Source organism: Pseudomonas sp. PKS, from assembly GCF_051913525.1.
GTDB lineage: Bacteria > Pseudomonadota > Gammaproteobacteria > Pseudomonadales > Pseudomonadaceae > Aquipseudomonas > Aquipseudomonas guariconensis_D.
The window spans coordinates 97,691-116,696 of the sequence record NZ_JBEGDO010000001.1 but is presented as its reverse complement, the minus strand read 5'-3'; the positions used below and the strand labels follow the sequence as shown (position 1 = coordinate 116,696).

The following is a 19,006-nucleotide window of genomic DNA, read 5'->3' as shown; positions in this document are numbered from 1 at the left end:
TTCAGGCCTGTTCCTCGCCATCGAGCAATTGCTCTTCAAGGGCTTCCCGATAGGCCCCTGGCGACGCCCAGAGGCCGCGCTGCTGGGCTTCCAGCAGGCGTTCGGTCAGGTCGCGCAGGGCTTCGGGGTTGTGCTGTTGCAGGAAGTCTCGGGTCGCTGGGTCGAGCACATAAGCATCGGCCAGCGACTGGTAATGGTGATCGTCGATCAGGTGCGTGGTGGCGTCGAAGGCGAACAGGTTGTCGACCGTTGCCGCCAGCTCGAAGGCACCTTTATAGCCATGGCGCTTGGCCCCCTCGATCCACTTAGGGTTCAGGGCGCGGGCGCGGATCACCCGGTTGAGCTCTTCCTTGAGGGTGCGGATGCGTGGCCGGTCGGTCTGGCTGTGATCGCCGTGATAACTGGCCCGGGCGGTGCCGGCCAGGGTTTCGGCCGCTGCCAGCATGCCACCTTGGAACTGGTAGTAGTCGTTGGAATCGAGCAGGTCATGCTCGTGATTGTCCTGATTTTGCAGCACCGCCTGGACCTGGCCCAAACGCCGGGCGAACGCGGCGCGGGCCGGTGTGCCTTCGTCGCTGCCGCCATAGGCGTAGCCGCCATGGTTGAGGTAGACCTCGGCCAGGTCGCCGCGTGTCTGCCATAAACGTCCGTCGATCGCATTCTGCACCCCGGCCCCGTAGCTGCCGGGCTTGGCGCCGAAGACACGCCAGCCGGCCTGGCGCGCCGCCTGCTCGGCGTCCACGCCGTCGGCCAGCATGGCCTCGCGTTCGGCTCGCACCCGCGCGGCCAGGGGGTTGAGGTCGTCAGGCTCGTCCAGCGCCGCCACGGCCTGCACCGCCGCGTCGAACAGCCGAATGAGGTTGCCGAAGGCGTCGCGGAAGAAACCTGAGACGCGCAAGGTGACGTCTACCCGCGGGCGATCGAGCAGGCTCAGTGGCAGGATCTCGAAATCGTCGACCCGCTGACTGCCGGTGGCCCACACCGGCCGCACCCCCATCAGTGCCATGGCCTGGGCGATGTCATCACCGCCAGTGCGCATGGTCGCCGTGCCCCAGACCGACAGTCCCAGCTGACGCAGGTGGTCGCCATGGTCCTGCAAGTGACGCTCAAGGATCAGGTTCGCCGAGGCGAACCCCAGGCGCCAGGCTGTGGTGGTGGGCAGGTTGCGCACATCCACCGTATAGAAATTGCGCCCGGTGGGCAGCACGTCCAGACGCCCCCGGCTGGGCGCACCGCTGGGCCCGGCCGGGACGAAACGCCCGGCCAGTGCGGCCAGCAGGCCGTCGGTTTCTGCCGCCCCGCAAGCGTCCAGGCTCGGGGCGATGGTGTCGACCAGCGCCTGCATCACCGTGACAACGGGTTGCCAGGCGGCATCCTCAGGCAATGCCAGGCGGCCTGCCAGCGCCCGCTCGATCAAATCCAGCGCCAAGTGTTCCAGGCGCTCGCGGGTATCGCCCTGGTTGCGCCATGGCGTGGTATCGAGCGCCTGCAACACGGCTGGGCGCGGCCCTTGCCAAGGCTGGCCGAATTCGCAATCCAGCGGGTCGAATCCCAGTGCCAGAGCCTTGGCCAGCGCACGGATCAGGCTGGCATTGGCACCTTTGCCGTCACCGCGCTCCACACGCAACAACGCCAGCAACGTATCGCTGCGCAGGCGCCCTTCGGGAGATTGGCCGAACACATGCAGGCCGTCGCGGATCTGCGATTCCTTGAGGTCGCACAGGTAGGTGTCCAGGCGCGGCAACCAGATGGCCGCGTCTTCGAGCTGGCCTTCAAGCTGCAATTCCCGGTCGATGTGGTTGGCCTTGACCAGTTCGAGAATGTCGCGCTGCAGCTCGCGTGCCCGGCGCGGGTCGAGCAGTTGCGCTTCGTAGTACTCGTCGGCCAGACGCTCCAGGTGACGCAGCGGGCCGTAGGTCTCGGCGCGGGTCAATGGCGGCATCAGGTGGTCGATGATCACCGCCTGCGTGCGCCGCTTGGCCTGGGCGCCCTCGCCCGGGTCGTTGACGATGAAGGGGTAGATGTTGGGGAGTGGCCCGAGCAACGCATCTGGCCAGCATTGCGCAGACAATCCGACACCTTTGCCGGGCAGCCACTCGAGGTTGCCGTGCTTGCCCACGTGGATCACCGCATCGGCGGCAAAGCCGTTGCGCAGCCAGAAGTGGAACGCAAGATACCCATGAGGCGGCACCAGGTCCGGGTCGTGATACACCGCGCTGGGGTCCACCTGGTAACCCCGGGCCGGCTGGATGCCGACGAAGGTCAGGCCATAGCGCAGGCCGGCGATCATCATCCGACCGCTGCGGAACATGGGGTCCTGCTCAGGCGCCCCCCATCGCTCCAGCACCGCACGCTGGTTGGCCTCAGGCAGCGCGGCGAAGGCCTGATGGTAATCAGCAAGGCTCAGGCTTTGGGCACAGGGGCGCTGGTCGAGATGATCCAGGTCGTTGGTCACCCCACCCAACAGCTGATGGATCAACGCGGTACCGCTGTCAGGCAGGCCTTGCACCGGGTACCCCTGCCCTTGCAGCGCCCGGAGGATGTTCAGCGCTGCGCCGGGTGTGTCCAGGCCCACGCCGTTGCCGATGCGCCCGTCGCGGGTCGGGTAGTTGGCCAGCACCAACGCCACGCGTTTCTGGGCGTTGGGCAGACGCGCCAGCTCCACCCAGCGACGCGCCAGCTCGGCGACAAAATCCATGCGTTCGGGGTGGGCGCGATAGCAGACCACGTCGGACTGGCTGCGCTCGCTGCGCCAGGCCAGGTCCTTGAAGCTCACGGGGCGCGTGATGATGCGCCCGTCCAACTCCGGCAAGACAATGTGCATGGCAAGATCCCGCGCGCCCAGGCCCTGCTCGTTGGATTCCCAGGCCGGCTGGTTGTCTTGGGCGCAGATTGCCTGCAACACCGGGATGTCTCGGCGCAGCGGGCGCAGGTTAGGTTGCTCCGGACTGGACAAGGCAAAACCGGTGGTGTTGACCACCACCTCAGCCTCGACTTCATCCAGCCAGGTCTCGACCTGAGCCAGGCAGGCCGCCTCCTTTAGGCTGGCCACAGCGATAGGCAGCGGATTGAGCCCCGCCGCCTGCAAGCGCTGGCAGAAGGTATCGATAAACGCCGTGTTGGCCGCTTGCAAGTGCGAGCGATAGAACAAGATGGGGGCCACAGGCCAGTCGGGCTGCCATTCGCGGTACCAGTCCTGCAACACGGCGCTGGGCTTGGCGGGGTGGTACACCGTAGTACGCGGCAAGGGCTGTGGCTCTTCCCAGGCGTACTCGCGCCCGAGCCACAGGCTGGCCAGGCAATTGAAAAGGTTCGCGGCATTGGCCTTGCCCCCCTGGCGCAGGTAATGCCAGAGGCGCTCGGCCTGGTCACCGGTCACGGTGCCCAACTGGGTCAATTCCGGGTCCGGGCGGTCGTCGCCGGGCACCAGGATCAACTGCACGCCCCGGGCGCTCAGTTCGACCAGTTGCTCGACACCATAGCGCCAGTACCCGACACCCCCATGCAAGGACAACAGGATCACCTTGGCATGGCGCAACACCTGATCGATGTACAGATCGACCGAAGCGTGGTTCTGCACCTGCATGGGGTTGGCCAGTCGCAGGCTGGGGAAATCCTCCGGCAACTGCTCGGCGGTTTCGGCGAGCAGCGCCAGGTGCGAATCACCGCTGCAGAGGATCACCAGTTCGGCCGGGGTCTGGCCGAGGTCGGCAATGCTGTCGTCCGGCACGAAGCCGCCGGGCTGGGTCCGCAGCAGGTGCATGGGTCAGGCGTCCAGGGCCTGGCGCAGGCGCGCTTCGAGCGCGGCGGCGTCCAGTGCCTGGCCGATCAGTACCAGGCGGGTGATGCGCGGCTCGTCGGCGCGCCAGGCGCGGTCGAAGTGCTTGTCGAAACGGGTGCCCACCCCCTGAATCAGCAGGCGCATCGGCTTGCCGGGGATGGCAGCGAAGCCCTTGGCGCGCAGGATGCCGAATTCGACCACCAGTTGGGTCAGGGCATCAAGCAGCAGGCTTTCGTCCGCCTCTGGCAGGTCGATGGAAATGGAGTCGAAGGCATCGTGGTCATGATCGTCATGATCATCGCCGTCGTGGTGCGCGTCATGGTGGGTACGGCGACCATCGATGTGCGCCTCAGCCTCGGCGCCCACGCCCAGCAGCACTTCCAGTGGCAGACGGCCGCTGCTGGCCTCGATCACCTTGACCGCCGGCGGCAGCTCTTCGGTGACTTCGGCGCGCACCTTGGCCAGGCCTTGGGCATCGATCAGATCAGCCTTGTTCAGCACCACCAGGTCGGCGCTGGCCAGTTGGTCGGCGAACAGTTCATGCAGGGGCGATTCGTGGTCAAGGTTGGGATCGAGCTTGCGTTGAGCGTCCACCTGATCCGGGTACGCGGCGAAGGTACCAGCGGCCACGGCCGGGCTATCGACCACGGTGATGACCGCATCGACGGTGCAGGCATTGCGGATTTCCGGCCACTGGAAGGCCTGCACCAACGGCTTGGGCAGGGCCAGGCCGCTGGTTTCGATGAGGATGTGGTCCAGATCGCCGCGGCGGGCGACCAACTCGCGCATCACCGGGAAGAACTCTTCCTGCACGGTGCAGCACAGGCAGCCGTTGGCCAGTTCGTAGACCCGGCCGCTGGCTTCTTCCTCGGTACAGCCAATGCTGCACTGCTTGAGGATCTCGCCATCGATGCCCAGCTCACCGAATTCGTTGACGATCACCGCGATGCGGCGGCCCTGGGCGTTGTCCAGCATGTGGCGCAGCAAGGTGGTCTTGCCCGAACCGAGGAAGCCGGTGACGATGGTGACGGGGAGCTTGGCCAGTGTTTTCATGTCGCGATGCCCTTGGCAGGATGGCGCGGGCATGCAGGACGAGTGCCGCGAGCCTTGCCGGCCGGGCCTGTTCGCCACCGGATCACCCCGCCCGGTTGAAAGTCGAAATCGTCTCGAGGCAGGTCTCCTGGCTTGCACCTTACCGGCCGTGCCGGTGGAGCGACGCCTTCCCGCGCCTGGGCGCAGTGGCTGTGTCGATCCGGGTGGGTGCCTACAGTTGCGGGGGCAGCCGCGGCTTGTACCGCGTTCCCGTCTTAGCTCCGGCCAACGCCGGAGAACCTCGAATCGGCAAGGCTACGCAGTGGCCGGCAGGCGGTCAACCACGGCGCGTCAGTTTGGAGGCAGGCCGCTTGGAACAGTCGCCCTGCCCCCTGTGGGAGCGGGTTCACCCGCGAAGCGCACTATTCGGTAGGATTCCAAGCGAGCTCGATCTTTTACCGCCTAGCCTCTGAAGGATCGGCGCACCGCAACCTTGCAGATTGACGCCACGTCGCCCCCATGCTTTGCTTGCACCTTGCGTTCAGGTGCCCCGTCAAGGGGTGAAACGGGAAATCGGTAACCAAGCCGATGCTGCCCCCGCAACGGTAAGCGAGCGAAGCGTCTTGACCACTGTGCCGCGTCGTATGGCATGGGAAGGTGATGCTTTCCAGGAGCCCTGCTCCTCCTCGCAAGCCCGGAGACCGGCCTGGCGTCAATAGAACACCCCGCGGTGGGCGGGCGCTGTCACCTCTTCTGGGTCAATCGTGCCCGGGATGACGCGCGTGTCCGCCGCCTATAAAAAGCAGAGGAACGCCCCATGTCGATTACCAGCACCAAACACAGCATCGCCACTCCCGTCAGCCTCAGCCAACGTGTCGTCGTTGCCGTCGGCGCCAGCCTGCTGGGCTTGTGCCTGGTCTATTTCGCCGGTTTCTCGCACATCGAGGCCGTGCACAATGCCGCCCACGATACCCGCCACAGCGCCGCCTTCCCTTGCCATTGAGTACACCTGCATGATCAAGCGCATCGCCCGTACAGCAGGTTTCAGCGGGCTGCTCGCCGCCCTATTGCTGACCTTGCTGCAAAGTCTGTGGGTCAGCCCGTTGATCCTTCAGGCAGAAACCTTCGAGAGCGCCGTCCCCGAGCATCATGAGCATGACAGCCCCGTCGCTGCGCATTCCCATGACACAGAGGCCTGGGCACCGGAGGATGGCTGGCAGCGTCTGCTCGCCACCACCGGTGGCAACCTCGTGGTGGCGGTCGGTTTCGCGCTGATCCTCGCCGCGCTGTACAGCCTGCGCGAGCCGAACCGAGTGATGACCGGGGCACTGTGGGGGCTGGCGGGCTTTGCCGTGTTCTGCCTGGCACCCACACTGGGGTTGCCGCCGGAGCTGCCAGGCACAGCGGCCGCCGACCTGGGGCAACGCCAGAGCTGGTGGATCGGCACTGCGGCCGCCACGGCCACGGGCCTGGCCCTAGTGGTATTTGCCCAGCACTGGCTGCTCAAAGTGCTAGGCGTTGCCTTGCTGGTGGTGCCACACGTGATCGGCGCACCACAACCACCGGTGCATGAAAGCCTGGCACCGGAAGCACTGGTGGCCCAGTTCAAGCTCGCCTCCTGGCTGACCAACGCCGCGTTCTGGCTCGCCCTTGGCCTGCTCAGCGCTTGGCTTTATCGCCGAGCCAACCAGGCCTGATGCGCGACGTGTCGTCCGAGCCGGTATTCTATGCCGGCTTCGGCTGCTGCAAGGGCTGCCCGGTCGAAACCCTGGAGCAGCTGTTGCGCACGACCCTGGCCACACACCGCCTGTCCGCCGACCACTTGGTCGGCCTCGCCAGTATCGATCTCAAATTCGATGAGCCTGGGTTGCAGGCCCTAGCCGAACGGCTGGGCATCCCCCTGATGGTATTCCCGGCCACAGACCTACAGCCCTTCGAGCCGCAGCTCAGCCATCGCTCGCCTGTTGCCTATGCACACAGCGGCTGCTGGGGCGTCGCCGAAAGCGCGGCCCTGGCACTGGCCGCACGCGCACTTGGCACCTCGCGCTTGCTGGTGACACGCCAGGTGCTCGGCCAGGCTACCCTTGCCCTGGCCCGTGGCCGATAATCGCGTCCAATTACTGCCTATCTGCAAGGATTTCCCATGACGGTCTATTTCATCGGTGCCGGGCCCGGCGATCCGGAGCTGATCACGGTCAAGGGGCAACGCCTGATCCGCCAGTGCCCGGTGATCATCTATGCCGGCTCCCTCGTCCCACCAGCCGTGCTGGAGGGAAACAACGCCGATACGGTGATCAACAGCGCCGAACTGAACCTCGAGCAGATTATCGAAGCCCTGCGCCGCGCCCACGAAAACGGCCAGGATGTGGCCCGTGTCCACAGTGGCGATCCCAGTCTGTATGGCGCCATCGGCGAGCAGATACGTCACCTGCGCGAGTTGGGCATCGACTATCAGATCATTCCGGGTGTCACTGCCACCGCCGCCAGCGCCGCCCTGCTCGGCTGCGAACTGACCTTGCCGGAGCTCGCCCAGACGGTGATCCTCACCCGCTATGGCGACAGCTCGCCCATGCCGGCTGGCGAACAGTTGGCTGACTTGGCCCGCCACCGCAGCACCTTGGCGATCCACCTAGGCGTGAAGCACCTCGAGCGTATCGTCACCGAACTGTTGCCATACTATGGGCCAGACTGCCCGGTCGCCGTCATTCATCGCGCCACCTGGCCGGACCAAGACTGGGTACGCGGCACCTTGCAGGACATCGTCGTGCTCGCGGCGGCCAAGGATTTCCGGCGAACCGCATTGATCCTGGTGGGCCATGTGCTGGGCGATGCACCTTTCGCCGAGTCAGCCCTTTACCGGGCCGGGCACGCCCACCTCTATCGTCCCGCCGGCTGAGCGGGCATTTTCTGACAGGAACGAGGAACTCACTCCATGCTCGAACTACGCCCCAACTGCGAATGCTGCGACCGCGACCTGCCAGGCGACAGCGAGGATGCGTTGATCTGTTCGTTCGAGTGCACCTTTTGTCGTACGTGCAATGAACGTCAGTTCCAGGGGCGCTGCCCGAATTGTGGCGGCCAGTTATTGCCTCGCCCAACAAGGATCGGGACGGCATTGAGCCGCAATCCGGTCTCATCCCTGCGCGTCCTCAAACCTCACCCAGGGTGTTCCTGACCTATTCTATGCGTGGCCCGTCCTTGGCGCCCTGGGCGGGCTTCATTAGAGATGTATATTTTGTAGGCCTTTTCAACAATAATCTTCGCTTTTTCAACAAACCTACACATCCCACTACCAAGCGAGAGGAATCTACGTAATCTTGCGCGCTGCCGCGCAGGCACCCTTTCACGTATTCCTGCGGGACTTCAGGAAACGGACCAAATTCCTACAGGAGTTATCCAATGACAACCGTTTTAATGGTTGACGATCATCCCACCGTTCGACTAGCTGTGCGCATGCTGCTCGAACGTGAACGCTTTCAGGTCATCGGTGAAGCCGGTGACGGCATCGATGCCGTGCAGCAGGCTCGCCAGCTACGCCCGGATGTGGTTATCCTCGACATCGGCCTGCCTGGCCTGGATGGCATGGAGGTCATCAAACGCCTGCAACTGTTGGAGCCGGCACCGAAGATCATGGTGCTCACCGGTCAACCCGCCGACCTGTATGTCCGTCGCTGCCTAGATGCCGGTATCGCCGCCTTCGTCAACAAGGACGAAGACCTCGACGCCCTGGTGTTCGCTCTCAAAGCGCTGGTCAAGGGCTACTCCACCTTTCCGCAGATGTCGGTCAACAGCAACTCGCTCGAAAGCGAGTGCAGTCGTCTCGCAAGCCTCCCCAACCGTGAAATGGAAGTGTTACGCCGGCTCACCCGCGGCGAGAACAACAAGTTCATCGGTGAATGCATGAACCTCAGTGCCAAAACCATCAGCACCTACCGTGGACGCATCATGGACAAACTCAAGACCGAGTCTCTGGTCGAAATGGTCGACTTGGCCAAACGCAACAACGTCAGTTGAACACCCCACCGTCATGAGAGGCACGGTGTTCACTCTGCTGCTGGGCGCGCTCCTGGCCATCAGCGCTGTGGCGCATGGCGACAGCGAAGCCCGGCACCTGCTCGCCCGCTCACTGAGCGCCTCACCCCCCTTGTTGCTCCAACAGGATGACCGGCAATGGCTCGAGCGCCGCAAAGCCCTTGTGCTAGGCAGCTCGCGCCCTGACTACCCGCCATTCGAGATCAACACCAGCCCCGCCGACTTCGAAGGTCTGAGTGCCGACTACGCGGGCCTGATCGGCGAACAGCTCGCCATCCCGGTCGAGGTTCGCCGCTTCCCCACCCGTCAGGCGGCCATCGATGCGCTGCACGCTGGCAAGATCGACTTGCTTGGCAGCTCCAACGCCTTCGAGGCCGCCGATGCGCAGTTGGTCCTCAGCCATCCCTATGCCGACGACCTGCCGGTCGTCGTCAGCAAGCAGGATCGTATGCTCGGCCGTTATGGCACGGAGCTGGCCGAGCTACGCCTGGCCATGGTCGATCATTACTTGCCCGAAAAGCTGGTACGCAAACAGTATCCCAATGCCCAAGTGACCCTGTACCGATCAACACTGGCCGGGTTGTCGGCCGTGGCGATGGGTGAGGTGGACGCTTATCTGGGAGATGCCATCAGTACTGACTACGCGATCGGCAAGAGCTTCCAGGGCCTGGTGAAAATCGATCACTTCAGCCCCTTGCCCGCCGATGTCTTCGCCTTTGCCCTGGCCCGCGACAATCCGCGCATGCAGCGTCTGGTCAATGAGGCCCTGGCCAGGATCAGCGACAGTGAGCGCCTGAACATCCTGCGGCGCTGGAGCAGCGGCAATACCAGTTTGTTAATGAAAAATCCGGTCGGCGCCCTCACGTCTGAGGAGCGGGACTGGATAACGCACCACCCGAAGGTACGGGTCTTGGTCAATCCCTCCCTGGCGCCCCTGACCTTCAACGATGCCCAACAGCACCCGACCGGGATCACCCTGGATCTGCTCAAGCGCATCCGCCTGCAGACTGGCCTGCGCTTCGAGATCGTCGAAGTCGGCTCGATCCAAGACATGGTCGACCAGGTGGCCAAAGGGGAGGCGCAGATGATCGGCGCCCTGGGCTATGGCGCCGAACGTGCGAAGCGCCTTCGTTTTACCCGTCCCTACGTAGTAAGCCCTCGGGTCCTGGTCACCCGCAGCGACACCCCCTGGATCGACACGCCGATGACACTCGATGGGCTACGTGTCGCGTTGTTGCGCGGCTCCCCTCAACGTGAGGCGTTGCAACGGCAATATCCTGGCGCCCGCCTGGTCGAGGTCGAAACCCACCTGGAGTTGATGGAAGCTGTCGCCAGTGGCAAGGCCGACGTGGCCTTGAGCAGCCACATCAATGCCAGCTACTACATCAGCCATGTGTTCAACAATGGCTTGCGTATCGCCGGCCTGCAAAGCGACGACCCCGCCAGCGCCGCTTTTGCGATCGCGCCGGATCTACCGGTGCTGCAGTCGATTCTGGACAAAGCCCTGCTTAACATCCCGCCCGAGGAGCTGGACCAACTGGTCAACCGATGGCACACCAATACGCTGGTCAGCGACAGCCCCTGGCGCAACTACCGCACCCTGGCGCTGCAAGTGCTGGTGCTGGCCGCCGTGCTGTTGGCCGGCGTGGTGTTCTGGAACACTTACCTGCGCAAGCTCATCAATCAGCGCACCGAGGCCCAACGCGCCCTGCAGGCGCAACTGACGCTCAGCCGCGGTCTGCTGGAGCAGTTGCGCCAGGCCAAGGATGACGCTGAGCTGGCCAGCCAGGCCAAGAGCACCTTCCTGGCGATCATGAGCCATGAGATCCGGACACCCATGAACGCGGTGATCGGCCTGCTGGAGCTTGCCCTCGAGGACAGCCGCCGGGGCCGCAGCGACCCGCAGACTCTGCACACCGCCCATGACTCGGCCATCGGCTTGCTCGCGCTGATCGGCGACATCCTCGACATCTCCCGCATCGAATCCGGCCACATGTCCCTGCAACCGGTACCGATCGACCTGGTCGAGCTGGTGCGCGCGACCCTTCGCGTGTTCGACGGCAATGCCCGGATCAAGGGTTTGTATCTGAACGGTGATCTACCACAGACGCCGGCCTGGGTGCTCGCTGACCCTGTGCGCCTCAAGCAGGTCCTGTCCAACCTGATCAGCAACGCCCTCAAGTTCACCGACCGCGGTGGCGTGCAGGTGAAGCTGAAACTCGCCCCACCCAACGGCACCGGCGATATCCGGGTTTCGTTGTGCGTACAGGACAGCGGCATCGGCATCAGCCCCAGCGACCAGGCCCGACTCTTCAGCACCTTCGCCCAGGTAAACGGCCCCCAGGCCGGAAAAGGCGCTGGTCTCGGCCTGGTGATCAGCCGTACCCTGGCCGAGTTGATGGGCGGGTCGCTCGCACTGCAAAGCGTCGAGGGCATGGGCACCAAGGTGAGCGTGGACCTGACCCTGCCGGCCACCTCGGCGCCAGCACAGACCGAACAGACTGAGCCGGCTCAGGACGTGAGCAGCGGCCCACTGGAAATCCTGGTAGTCGATGACTACCCCGCCAACCTGCTGCTGCTGGATAAGCAACTGACCACCCTGGGGCATAAGGTGACCCTGGCCGAGCATGGCGAGGCAGCGCTGGCCCTATGGCAAGCAGGCCAGTTCAATGTAGTGATCACCGATTGCAGCATGCCAGTGATGGATGGCCACGAACTCACTCGGCGTATCCGCGCCCTGGAGCAGGAGCGGGGTCTGCCCGCCTGCCTGATCCTCGGGGTTACGGCCAATGCCCAAGCCGAGGAAAAAGCGCGCTGCCTGGCCAATGGCATGGATGAATGCCTGTTCAAACCGATCGGTCTGAAGGCCCTAAAATCCTATATTCCCAGCGCAGCCCTGGCGGAGGAGCAGTCACCTGCACCGGAACCTGCCAGAGCCAGTGGCTTCAACCTCAGTGAGTTGCGTCACCTGACCCAGGACGACGACCAGTTGATCCGACGCTTGCTCGAACAATTGGCACACAGCGCCAGCGAAGACCTCGAAGCCCTGCGCGCCCTCGGCGAGGCGCCTGAAAGCGACGCGGTGCATGCCTTGGCCCACCGCATCAAGGGGGGTGCGAAGATGCTGAAAGTCCGGGGCGTGGTGCGCGATTGCGAAGCAGTCGAACAAGCCGTCGCCCAAAAGCAGCCGACCGAGGCCTTGCTCGAACGCCTGGAAAGTAGCCTGGAGGCACTGCAACGCGAACTGCGCGAAGGGCTCGCGGCACTCGCCGCCTCCGACTAAGCCCTACCCCGCGCCGCACCGGCCAGTCAGGAACTCTCGCGCACCATCAGCTCGAACCCCAGGTCCTGCTGCTCGGTAGCTACGTGCTTGCCATCGAGCAGTGCCAATAGCGCCTGGGCAGCGCCACGGCCTACCGCGGCTCGGGGAGTACGGATCGAAGTCAAGCGCGGCACCATGTGCGCCGATGCAGGCAAGTCGTTGAAACCGACCATTGCCACTTGGCGCGGTACCTCGACCCCCTGGCGCAAAGCCTGCAATACCGCACCCTGGGCCAGGTCATCGTTGCAGAAGAACACCCCATCGACATCCGGCGCCTGCGCAAGCAACTGGCTGAACAGCTCGCTGCCCAGGCCGATGGATGACGGTTGTGGCGCCAGCAATTCCAGCTCCGGCGCCTGCAAACCGGCCTCGGCCAGCGCCTGGCGGAAGCCCTCGGCGCGCTGCATGACGCGCGGGTCGAGCTGCGCAGCGATGAATGCCAGGCGCCGACGCCCACGCTCGATCAGGTGCCGGGCCGCCGCGCGGCCGGCCTGTTGCTGGGAAAATCCGACCGACAACTGCCCCGCCTCGCCTCCGAGCTCCATCATGTGCACGCACGGCACGCCGCTGGCGGTCAGCATCTGCCGGGCGACCTCACTGCGCTCGAACCCGGTGAGCAGGATCCCGCAGGGCTGATAGGCCAGGTAGTTGCGGATGAGGTTTTCTTCTTCGGCCAGGTCGTAGTGATAGTTGCCGATCAGTACTTCCAACCCTCGCGGGCGCATCACTTCGTGGATGGCCTCCAGGGTGTCGATGAACAGCTGGTTGGACAACGAGGGGATCAACACCACCACCGACTCACTGCGTGCCGACGCCAATGCCCGAGCAGCCGGATTGGCGACGTAGCCCAGGCTCGCCGCAGCAGCCACGACTTTTTCCACCAGTTCCGGGGCCACGGTGCTTACACCGCGCAAAGCGCGGGAAGCGGTAATGGGGGAAACCCCCGAAAGTCTGGCGACTTCTGCCAGGGTGGGACGACCAGTGGTGCGCGAGCCTGTACGGGACATGGGTGTTGTAATTTTACTACTTGCCAGAAGTGGGAACGGCCACTAAGGTAGCGCTGTCTCAGGATACAGGCAATGTATCTTTGGTAGCGGCTGTGCGCCTAGCGTCCATACTGCGTAAAGACAAGACCAATAACACCCGGGAGGGTGGCGCTCGCTTCCGTTGTTCAGCGGCACCGAGACAGCGCTATCTCACCCCGCAGGAGGTACTGATGAACTCTCCCCTGACCGCAATCGTGGTAATGGGCGTGGCAGGCTGCGGCAAGAGCTGCGTGGGCGCTGCCATTGCCAGCACGAGCGGTGGCCGCCTCATTGAAGGCGATGCCTTTCACCCTGCCGAAAACATCCAGAAAATGAGCGCTGGCATTCCTTTGAACGATGACGACCGCGCCGGCTGGCTGGTCCGTCTTGGCCAGGAACTGCAAGCCGTCCTCAAGGGCGGCGAACGCCCCATCCTCACTTGCTCCGCACTCAAGCGCCGCTATCGCGAGACCCTGCGCGAGGCCGTGCCGGGCCTTGGCTTCGTGTTTCTCGAACTAAGCCCAGCCGAAGCGGAAAAGCGCGTACTCGCCCGCCCCGGTCATTTCATGCCGGCCAGCCTCATCGACAGCCAGTTCGCCGCGCTGGAGCCGCCCCATGGCGAGCCTCTGACCCTGGCGCTGGACGCCACGCAGCCGATCGAAGCGCTGGCCGTCGCGGTAGACACGTGGCTAAAGCCCCAAGGTGACCGAAGCCTGGCGCGTACCGCCTGAACCGGCGGTTTTCCCGGCTCACCAAAGACAGCGCTATCTCGGCATGGAAAGATGCCGATCGTTTCGCCAAAACAATGATAAGACAGAGGCACATGAACCATGTTCGGACTGGCTACTGATACCTACCTGCTGCTCGACGCTCTGGTCACCATCGTCGGACTTATCCTGCTGATCACCCATTTCAAGGTCCATCCCTTCGTCGCCCTGACCCTGGCAGCCGGCTTTCTCGGCCTGACCTCCGGCATGCCGGTGGCCAAAGTCATGAAGTCCTTCCAAGACGGCTTTGGCGGTGTGCTCGGCTTCGTCGGCATCGTCCTGGCCCTGGGGACCATGTTAGGCAAGCTGATGGCCGACTCCGGCGGCGCGGACCAGATCGCGCAAACGCTGATCCGGGCCTTCGGCAAACAGAAGGTGCACTGGGCCATGATGTTCGCCGCCTTCCTGGTGGGCATCCCATTGTTCTTCGAGATCGGCTTCGTGCTGTTGATTCCGTTGGTGTTCATCGTGGCCCGCCGCTCCGGGGTTTCGCTGATCAAGATCGGCATTCCGCTGCTGGCCGGTCTTTCCGTGGTCCACGGCCTGGTACCGCCGCATCCAGGCCCGCTGCTGGCGATCGGCATCTTCCATGCCGACATCGGCAAGACCATCTTCTATGGCCTGCTGGTGGCCCTGCCCACCGCAGTCATCGCAGGCCCGCTGTTCGGTAATTTCATCGCCCGCTACATTCCAGGCAATCCGTCCCAGGAGCTGATGGACCAGATCGCCCGGGAAACCAATCAGAACAACCTGCCAAGCTTTGGCATCACCCTGCTCACCGTGCTGCTGCCGGTCGTGCTGATGCTGCTCAAGACCTTCGCCGACGTGGTGCTGCCCGCCGAGCACATCGTGCGCCAGTGGATGGACCTGATCGGCCATCCCATCACCGCCCTGCTCGCCGCATTGCTGTTGGCGTTCTACACCTTCGGTTCGGCCCGGGGCTTCTCGCGTCAGCAAATCATGAAGATGCTCGACCAAAGCCTGGCCCCGACCGCCGCCATCGTGCTGATCGTCGGTGCCGGCGGTGGCTTCAAGCAGATGCTGGTGGACACCGGTGTGGGTAACGTCATCGGCCAGATGGCGGTGCAAGCCGAGATTTCGCCGATTCTGCTGGCTTGGCTGGTCGCTGCGGTGATCCGCATCGCAACCGGTTCGGCGACCGTGGCGACCATTACCGGTGCCGGCATCGTCGCGCCGGTGATCGATCTGGTCCCAGGCGTAAACCGCGAACTGCTGGTGCTGGCCACCGGCGCAGGTTCGTTGATTCTGTCCCACGTCAACGACGCCGGTTTCTGGCTGGTCAAGCAGTACTTCAACATGACCGTGGCCGAGACGTTCAAGACCTGGAGCATGATGGAAACCATCCTGTCGGTGGTAGGCATCATCTTCATCATGCTGTTGTCGCTGGTGGTCTAACCATTCGTCGCCGTGGTGGCACCTTGCATTTCGGGTTGCGGCCCAACCCAGGTATAGGCAACACGCCTTTACCCGCAAGGAGCCCCTGATGAATCAATCGCGCACTTGGCTGCTCGCCGCCCTGCTGGCCTCTCCCCTGGCCCTGGCGGTGGGCACCGGCCCGACCCACCCGGACGATCCGCACAACACCGCGCCCAAGCCGGGCGCCGACAGCACCCTCAATCCAATCGAGAAGCCCGTACCCCGCGCTACCGACCCGCGTATCCAGGGGAACGATCCGGACAGCCCGCCCGTCGACCAGAACGATGATCGCAACCTACCGGGAATGGACGCAGGGGGTTCCGAAGGGATGCGCGGGCATGGCGATGGAGGCACTCGCGGCCAGGGGCAGCCCTGACGATCCTGGGTCTGCTGTGCACCCCATCGCAGGCTACGCCGGCTCCCACAACGGATTGCCCGCTACGCGTGGGAGGCTGGTGTAGCAGGCGATGGGTGCACAGCGCCCCCAGGCTCACCACTGTCGCTTGTCGGGCCGGGTCAGCCCCAGTTTCTCGATGCGATAGCGCAACATGTCCCGCGAGAGGCCCAGTAGGCGCGCCGACTTGGTAACGTTCCAGTCCGTGCGGTCCAAGGTCCGGCACACCAGGTCGCGCTCCATCTCCGGCAGGCTGGTCCCAGGCTCCGGCTCATGCCGAGGCGGCTCGAAGGCCACCGGAGTGGGCAGGCTCATGGGCTCGTCGACCAGGGTCATGCACAGGTTCAGTTGGTGCGCGGCCACGACATCATTGGGCGCCAGCAGGACCGTCTGCTCGAGCATATTGCGCAGTTCCCGCACATTGCCTGGCCAGCTGTAGCCCAGCATCAGCGCCTCGGCTTCAGCGGAAAAGCGCAGGTGGGGCTTGCCATATCGGCGCCCATGGTGAGCCAGGAAGTGTTTGGCCAGCAGCAGGATGTCCTGGCCGCGCGCATAGAGCCGCGGCACCTTCAGCGCAATGATGCGCAGGCGGAAGAACAGATCACGTCGAAACTTGCCCTGCTGCACCATCTGCTCCAAGTTGCAGTTGGTGGCGCTGATGACCCGCAGGTCCACCTTGCGCTCCTTGACCGCCCCGATCCGGCGGATGCTGCGATCCTCCAGCAGCTTGAGCAGCTTGGCCTGCAGCACCAGGTCCATTTCGCCGATTTCATCAAGGAACAGCGTCCCGCCATCGGCGGCCTCGACCAGGCCCACACGACGCTCCTTGGCGTCGGTGAAGGCGCCCTTCTCATGACCGAACAGTTCGGCCTCCAGCAAGTTGGCCGGGATCGAGGCACAGTTGAACTCAATGAAAGGCCCCTTGCTGCGCGAGCCATCAAAATGCAGGGCGCGCGCCACCAGCTCCTTGCCGGTGCCCGTTTCCCCTTCGATCAGCACCGGCGGCAGGTCGTCGCTGGCCATGCGCTGCTCGGCATCGAGCAACTGGCGCAGGGTGTGCTTGAGATTCAGCATCGCCGAAGATTCACCGATCAGCGCCTGCAAGCCAGACTTCTGCGCCTCTCGCTCCTGATAGAACGACAAGGTGCGCTCCATGCGCTCGGCCGCCAGGGCTTTATCGAGCATCAGCTTGAGCTCGGCCAGCACCACCGGCTTGGTCAGGTAATGAAACGCGCCTTCCTTCATCGCCAGCACGGCGTCTTCGACGTTGCCGTATCCGGTCATCATGATCACCTTGAGCTCCGGCGCCTGGGTGATCAGTGCGCGCAACAGCTCATGGCCGTTCATGCCCGGCAGGGAGTTGTCGGTCAGCACGGCATCGGGCAAGCCTTGCTTGATCTGCTCCAATGCAAGCTCCGCGCTATGGCAGACCGTGACTTCGAACCCCTTCAACCCGAGGTAGGTACGTATGTTGTCCGCGAGGATCTCGTCATCCTCGACCACCAGAATGCTGGGCCCCATGGTCCCCTCCCGCTGCAATATTGAATACAAGACTCACGCGGGTTCCTTCCTCTTCGCGGCTGGTCAGGCTGACCGAGCCACCAAAGCGTTCCATGATGCGCTTGACCAGGGCCAGGCCCACACCGAGTCCGCCCTGTTTGGTGGTGAAGAACGGCTTGAACACCATCCGCTCCTGTTGCTGGCTCATGCCCTTGCCGGTATCGCTGAGCACCAGGCGCACCTGTTGCCCTTCCAGGCAACTGACCTCGGCGCACAGCAGGCCGCCCTTGGGCATGGCCTCCAAGGCATTGGCGAACAGGCTGTTGAGAATCTGGGTCAACTGCAGCGGTTGGCTGGCCACCCACTGCTGGGCCGGTCCCTCGAAGCTGAACTGCACGCCGTTGCGCTCGATCTGCTGCAGGAATGCCAGCCGGGTATCTTCGATAGCCACCACCAGATCCACCGCTTCGGCTTCGTCACTGGTCGGTCGCAACGACACCAGCAAGTCACGCACCCAGCGTGACATCCGGTCGACCTGGCTGATGATGTCGGCAATGTTCTTGCGCGCCGGATCGCTTGCGATCTCCTGGGCAAGCTCTGCGCTGGAGCGGATGTTGGCCAACGGGTTGCGCAGGCTGTGGGCCACGGCCGAGGACATCTCGCCCAGCGCCACGTAGGTCTCGCTGGCCACCAGGCGATCTTGCTGGTGATGCAGCAACCCTGCGGCCCGACGCACGATCCAGAACAGGCCGAAATAGATCAGCGCCCCACCCACCAGGGTCGAGCACCAGATGAGCACATAGCCGCGCTGGATGCGCCGCACCAGGTCCTGGGGCTCCTTGTAGATTTCGACCATCGACAGCACTTGCTCACCCTGGCTGTCGAACAGCGGAATGTAGTTCTCGATGAATAGGTAGCGCGGTTCGCGCTGGAATTTCTGCTCTTCCCGGTCATCCTCGGCCTTGTGGTAGCTCGCTGAGACCGGCTTGCGCGAGTGGAAGGCCTCGTCCAGGTCGTCATCTTCAGCAATGCGCTTGCCCAGCAATTGTGGATTGGTGGACCAGACAATCGTGCGGTCATGGGCGTAGACATTGGCCAGCAGGATGTCTGGAAGGTGCGCCACGTGATCGAGGAACTCGCCGCGGGTCGATTGCACCAGGGCCGGGGGGATCTGCAAATGCTGATTGTCCAGGCGCTGATCGAGGAGCTCGCCCATGGTGGTGCCCGGGGGCAGTTGCGAATGGCGAACCTCGGCCTGGGCCATGGCCTGGATGAACTGGGCGGTGAGCATTGCATCGCGCTCGACGCTGTCGCGCACCACGAAGCGGGTCGAGAAGTAACCCAGTGCGCCGGCCACCGCCGCAATGATCAGCAAGCTGATGACCGAGAACCAGCGCAGCAGGTTGAATTCGCGCAGGGGCGCAGCGAGCCCATTGGAGGGGCTGGCAGTCTTGTCCGGAAGATCGTGTTCCAGCATCTGCATCGCATCGTTCCCGTTCGAAGGCTTCGGGGGACGGAGTATCAGGACTGTGCTACTGCCTGTATCAACGTGATAGCACTTTGCCTGACCTTTTGCCGCTGCCATTGGTCGCTGTCATCGTGCTGCAAGAACCCAGCCATTTACACCAGAACAACAAATATTCATTAAATTCAATGCCTTATGAGCATATTCAAAGACAAATTCGAGATGCATTCCCCACTAATGGGTAACACTAC

General features: G+C 63.8%; 15 protein-coding genes and 2 riboswitches. Of the genes, 10 read left to right on the top strand and 5 right to left on the bottom strand.

The window, feature by feature from the left end; all coding sequences use genetic code 11:
- Position 1 precedes the first annotated feature (1 nt).
- The gene (gene cobN / locus ABOA88_RS00550; protein WP_196168220.1) at positions 2 to 3,763 is read right to left on the bottom strand and encodes a cobaltochelatase subunit CobN; all 3,762 of its coding nucleotides are present in this window, start codon (positions 3,761 to 3,763) and stop codon (positions 2 to 4) included.
- A gap of 3 nt (positions 3,764 to 3,766) precedes the next feature.
- On the bottom strand, positions 3,767 to 4,834 hold the full coding sequence (gene cobW / locus ABOA88_RS00545; RefSeq protein ID WP_367850735.1) for a cobalamin biosynthesis protein CobW: 1,068 nt from the start codon (positions 4,832 to 4,834) through the stop codon (positions 3,767 to 3,769).
- A gap of 100 nt (positions 4,835 to 4,934) precedes the next feature.
- Positions 4,935 to 5,132, bottom strand: a riboswitch (cobalamin riboswitch).
- Between the two features lie 207 nt (positions 5,133 to 5,339).
- Positions 5,340 to 5,537, top strand: a riboswitch (cobalamin riboswitch).
- Positions 5,538 to 5,630: 93 nt separating this feature from the next.
- Between cobW and ABOA88_RS00540 the strand changes: the two genes are divergently transcribed.
- The 7 genes from ABOA88_RS00540 (at position 5,631) to ABOA88_RS00510 (ending at position 12,128) form a co-directional block, all read left to right on the top strand.
- Entirely contained in the window at positions 5,631 to 5,816 is a 186-nt protein-coding gene (locus ABOA88_RS00540; protein WP_196168218.1) for a CbtB domain-containing protein, read from the top strand.
- 10 nt (positions 5,817 to 5,826) lie between these two features.
- Complete coding sequence (locus tag ABOA88_RS00535; RefSeq protein WP_196168217.1) at positions 5,827 to 6,510, top strand: CbtA family protein; 684 nt, start codon at positions 5,827 to 5,829, stop codon at positions 6,508 to 6,510.
- The gene (locus ABOA88_RS00530) at positions 6,510 to 6,920 is read left to right on the top strand and encodes a cobalamin biosynthesis protein (protein WP_196168216.1); all 411 of its coding nucleotides are present in this window, start codon (positions 6,510 to 6,512) and stop codon (positions 6,918 to 6,920) included. Before ABOA88_RS00535 ends, ABOA88_RS00530 begins: the two co-directional genes overlap by 1 nt.
- A 36-nt stretch (positions 6,921 to 6,956) precedes the next feature.
- Positions 6,957 to 7,709 (top strand): precorrin-4 C(11)-methyltransferase, encoded by a 753-nt coding sequence (gene cobM / locus ABOA88_RS00525; RefSeq protein ID WP_196168215.1) that lies wholly within the window; start codon positions 6,957 to 6,959, stop codon positions 7,707 to 7,709.
- Positions 7,710 to 7,745: 36 nt separating this feature from the next.
- Entirely contained in the window at positions 7,746 to 7,988 is a 243-nt protein-coding gene (locus tag ABOA88_RS00520) for a DUF1272 domain-containing protein (RefSeq protein WP_367850734.1), read from the top strand.
- A gap of 224 nt (positions 7,989 to 8,212) precedes the next feature.
- The gene (locus ABOA88_RS00515; RefSeq protein WP_367850733.1) at positions 8,213 to 8,827 is read left to right on the top strand and encodes a response regulator; all 615 of its coding nucleotides are present in this window, start codon (positions 8,213 to 8,215) and stop codon (positions 8,825 to 8,827) included.
- A 13-nt stretch (positions 8,828 to 8,840) separates the two neighbouring features.
- Positions 8,841 to 12,128, top strand: a complete 3,288-nt coding sequence (locus ABOA88_RS00510) for a transporter substrate-binding domain-containing protein (protein ID WP_196168212.1) — start codon at positions 8,841 to 8,843, stop codon at positions 12,126 to 12,128.
- 26 nt (positions 12,129 to 12,154) lie between these two features.
- Here ABOA88_RS00510 and ABOA88_RS00505 read toward each other — a convergent pair whose 3' ends face one another.
- On the bottom strand, positions 12,155 to 13,174 hold the full coding sequence (locus ABOA88_RS00505; RefSeq protein ID WP_196168211.1) for a LacI family DNA-binding transcriptional regulator: 1,020 nt from the start codon (positions 13,172 to 13,174) through the stop codon (positions 12,155 to 12,157).
- A gap of 209 nt (positions 13,175 to 13,383) precedes the next feature.
- On the opposite strand from ABOA88_RS00505, the gene ABOA88_RS00500 reads away from it, so the two are divergent.
- From ABOA88_RS00500 to ABOA88_RS00490, 3 genes are all read left to right on the top strand, one after another.
- Positions 13,384 to 13,923 carry a gluconokinase gene (locus tag ABOA88_RS00500; RefSeq protein ID WP_367850732.1) on the top strand — a complete coding sequence of 180 codons (540 nt, stop codon included), beginning with the start codon at positions 13,384 to 13,386 and terminating at the stop codon, positions 13,921 to 13,923.
- 99 nt (positions 13,924 to 14,022) lie between these two features.
- Positions 14,023 to 15,375, top strand: a complete 1,353-nt coding sequence (locus ABOA88_RS00495; protein WP_196161949.1) for a GntP family permease — start codon at positions 14,023 to 14,025, stop codon at positions 15,373 to 15,375.
- 88 nt (positions 15,376 to 15,463) lie between these two features.
- Positions 15,464 to 15,772, top strand: coding sequence for a hypothetical protein (locus ABOA88_RS00490; RefSeq protein ID WP_367850731.1), 309 nt, complete (start codon positions 15,464 to 15,466; stop codon positions 15,770 to 15,772).
- 114 nt (positions 15,773 to 15,886) lie between these two features.
- Here ABOA88_RS00490 and ABOA88_RS00485 read toward each other — a convergent pair whose 3' ends face one another.
- Together ABOA88_RS00485 and ABOA88_RS00480 are read right to left on the bottom strand one after the other, a co-directional pair.
- Positions 15,887 to 17,311 carry a sigma-54-dependent transcriptional regulator gene (locus tag ABOA88_RS00485; RefSeq protein ID WP_367850730.1) on the bottom strand — a complete coding sequence of 475 codons (1,425 nt, stop codon included), beginning with the start codon at positions 17,309 to 17,311 and terminating at the stop codon, positions 15,887 to 15,889.
- Positions 17,280 to 18,773 carry a sensor histidine kinase gene (locus ABOA88_RS00480; RefSeq protein ID WP_367850729.1) on the bottom strand — a complete coding sequence of 498 codons (1,494 nt, stop codon included), beginning with the start codon at positions 18,771 to 18,773 and terminating at the stop codon, positions 17,280 to 17,282. The genes ABOA88_RS00485 and ABOA88_RS00480 overlap by 32 nt, the downstream gene beginning before the upstream one ends.
- Positions 18,774 to 19,006: the final 233 nt, after the last annotated feature.

What these genes read in the sequence shown, in the direction of transcription:
- ABOA88_RS00520 (WP_367850734.1), top strand. Translation starts at nt 7,746, where the DNA reads ATGCTCGAACTACGCCCCAACTGCGAATGCTGCGACCGCGACCTGCCA.
- ABOA88_RS00500 (WP_367850732.1), top strand. Translation starts at nt 13,384, where the DNA reads ATGAACTCTCCCCTGACCGCAATCGTGGTAATGGGCGTGGCAGGCTGC.
- ABOA88_RS00495 (WP_196161949.1), top strand. Translation starts at nt 14,023, where the DNA reads ATGTTCGGACTGGCTACTGATACCTACCTGCTGCTCGACGCTCTGGTC.
- ABOA88_RS00480 (WP_367850729.1), bottom strand. Translation starts at nt 18,773, where the DNA reads ATGCAGATGCTGGAACACGATCTTCCGGACAAGACTGCCAGCCCCTCC.
- ABOA88_RS00540 (WP_196168218.1), top strand. Translation starts at nt 5,631, where the DNA reads ATGTCGATTACCAGCACCAAACACAGCATCGCCACTCCCGTCAGCCTC.
- ABOA88_RS00490 (WP_367850731.1), top strand. Translation starts at nt 15,464, where the DNA reads ATGAATCAATCGCGCACTTGGCTGCTCGCCGCCCTGCTGGCCTCTCCC.
- cobN (WP_196168220.1), bottom strand. Translation starts at nt 3,763, where the DNA reads ATGCACCTGCTGCGGACCCAGCCCGGCGGCTTCGTGCCGGACGACAGC.
- ABOA88_RS00535 (WP_196168217.1), top strand. Translation starts at nt 5,827, where the DNA reads ATGATCAAGCGCATCGCCCGTACAGCAGGTTTCAGCGGGCTGCTCGCC.
- cobM (WP_196168215.1), top strand. Translation starts at nt 6,957, where the DNA reads ATGACGGTCTATTTCATCGGTGCCGGGCCCGGCGATCCGGAGCTGATC.
- ABOA88_RS00510 (WP_196168212.1), top strand. Translation starts at nt 8,841, where the DNA reads ATGAGAGGCACGGTGTTCACTCTGCTGCTGGGCGCGCTCCTGGCCATC.
- ABOA88_RS00505 (WP_196168211.1), bottom strand. Translation starts at nt 13,174, where the DNA reads ATGTCCCGTACAGGCTCGCGCACCACTGGTCGTCCCACCCTGGCAGAA.
- ABOA88_RS00485 (WP_367850730.1), bottom strand. Translation starts at nt 17,311, where the DNA reads ATGGGGCCCAGCATTCTGGTGGTCGAGGATGACGAGATCCTCGCGGAC.
- ABOA88_RS00515 (WP_367850733.1), top strand. Translation starts at nt 8,213, where the DNA reads ATGACAACCGTTTTAATGGTTGACGATCATCCCACCGTTCGACTAGCT.
- cobW (WP_367850735.1), bottom strand. Translation starts at nt 4,834, where the DNA reads ATGAAAACACTGGCCAAGCTCCCCGTCACCATCGTCACCGGCTTCCTC.
- ABOA88_RS00530 (WP_196168216.1), top strand. Translation starts at nt 6,510, where the DNA reads ATGCGCGACGTGTCGTCCGAGCCGGTATTCTATGCCGGCTTCGGCTGC.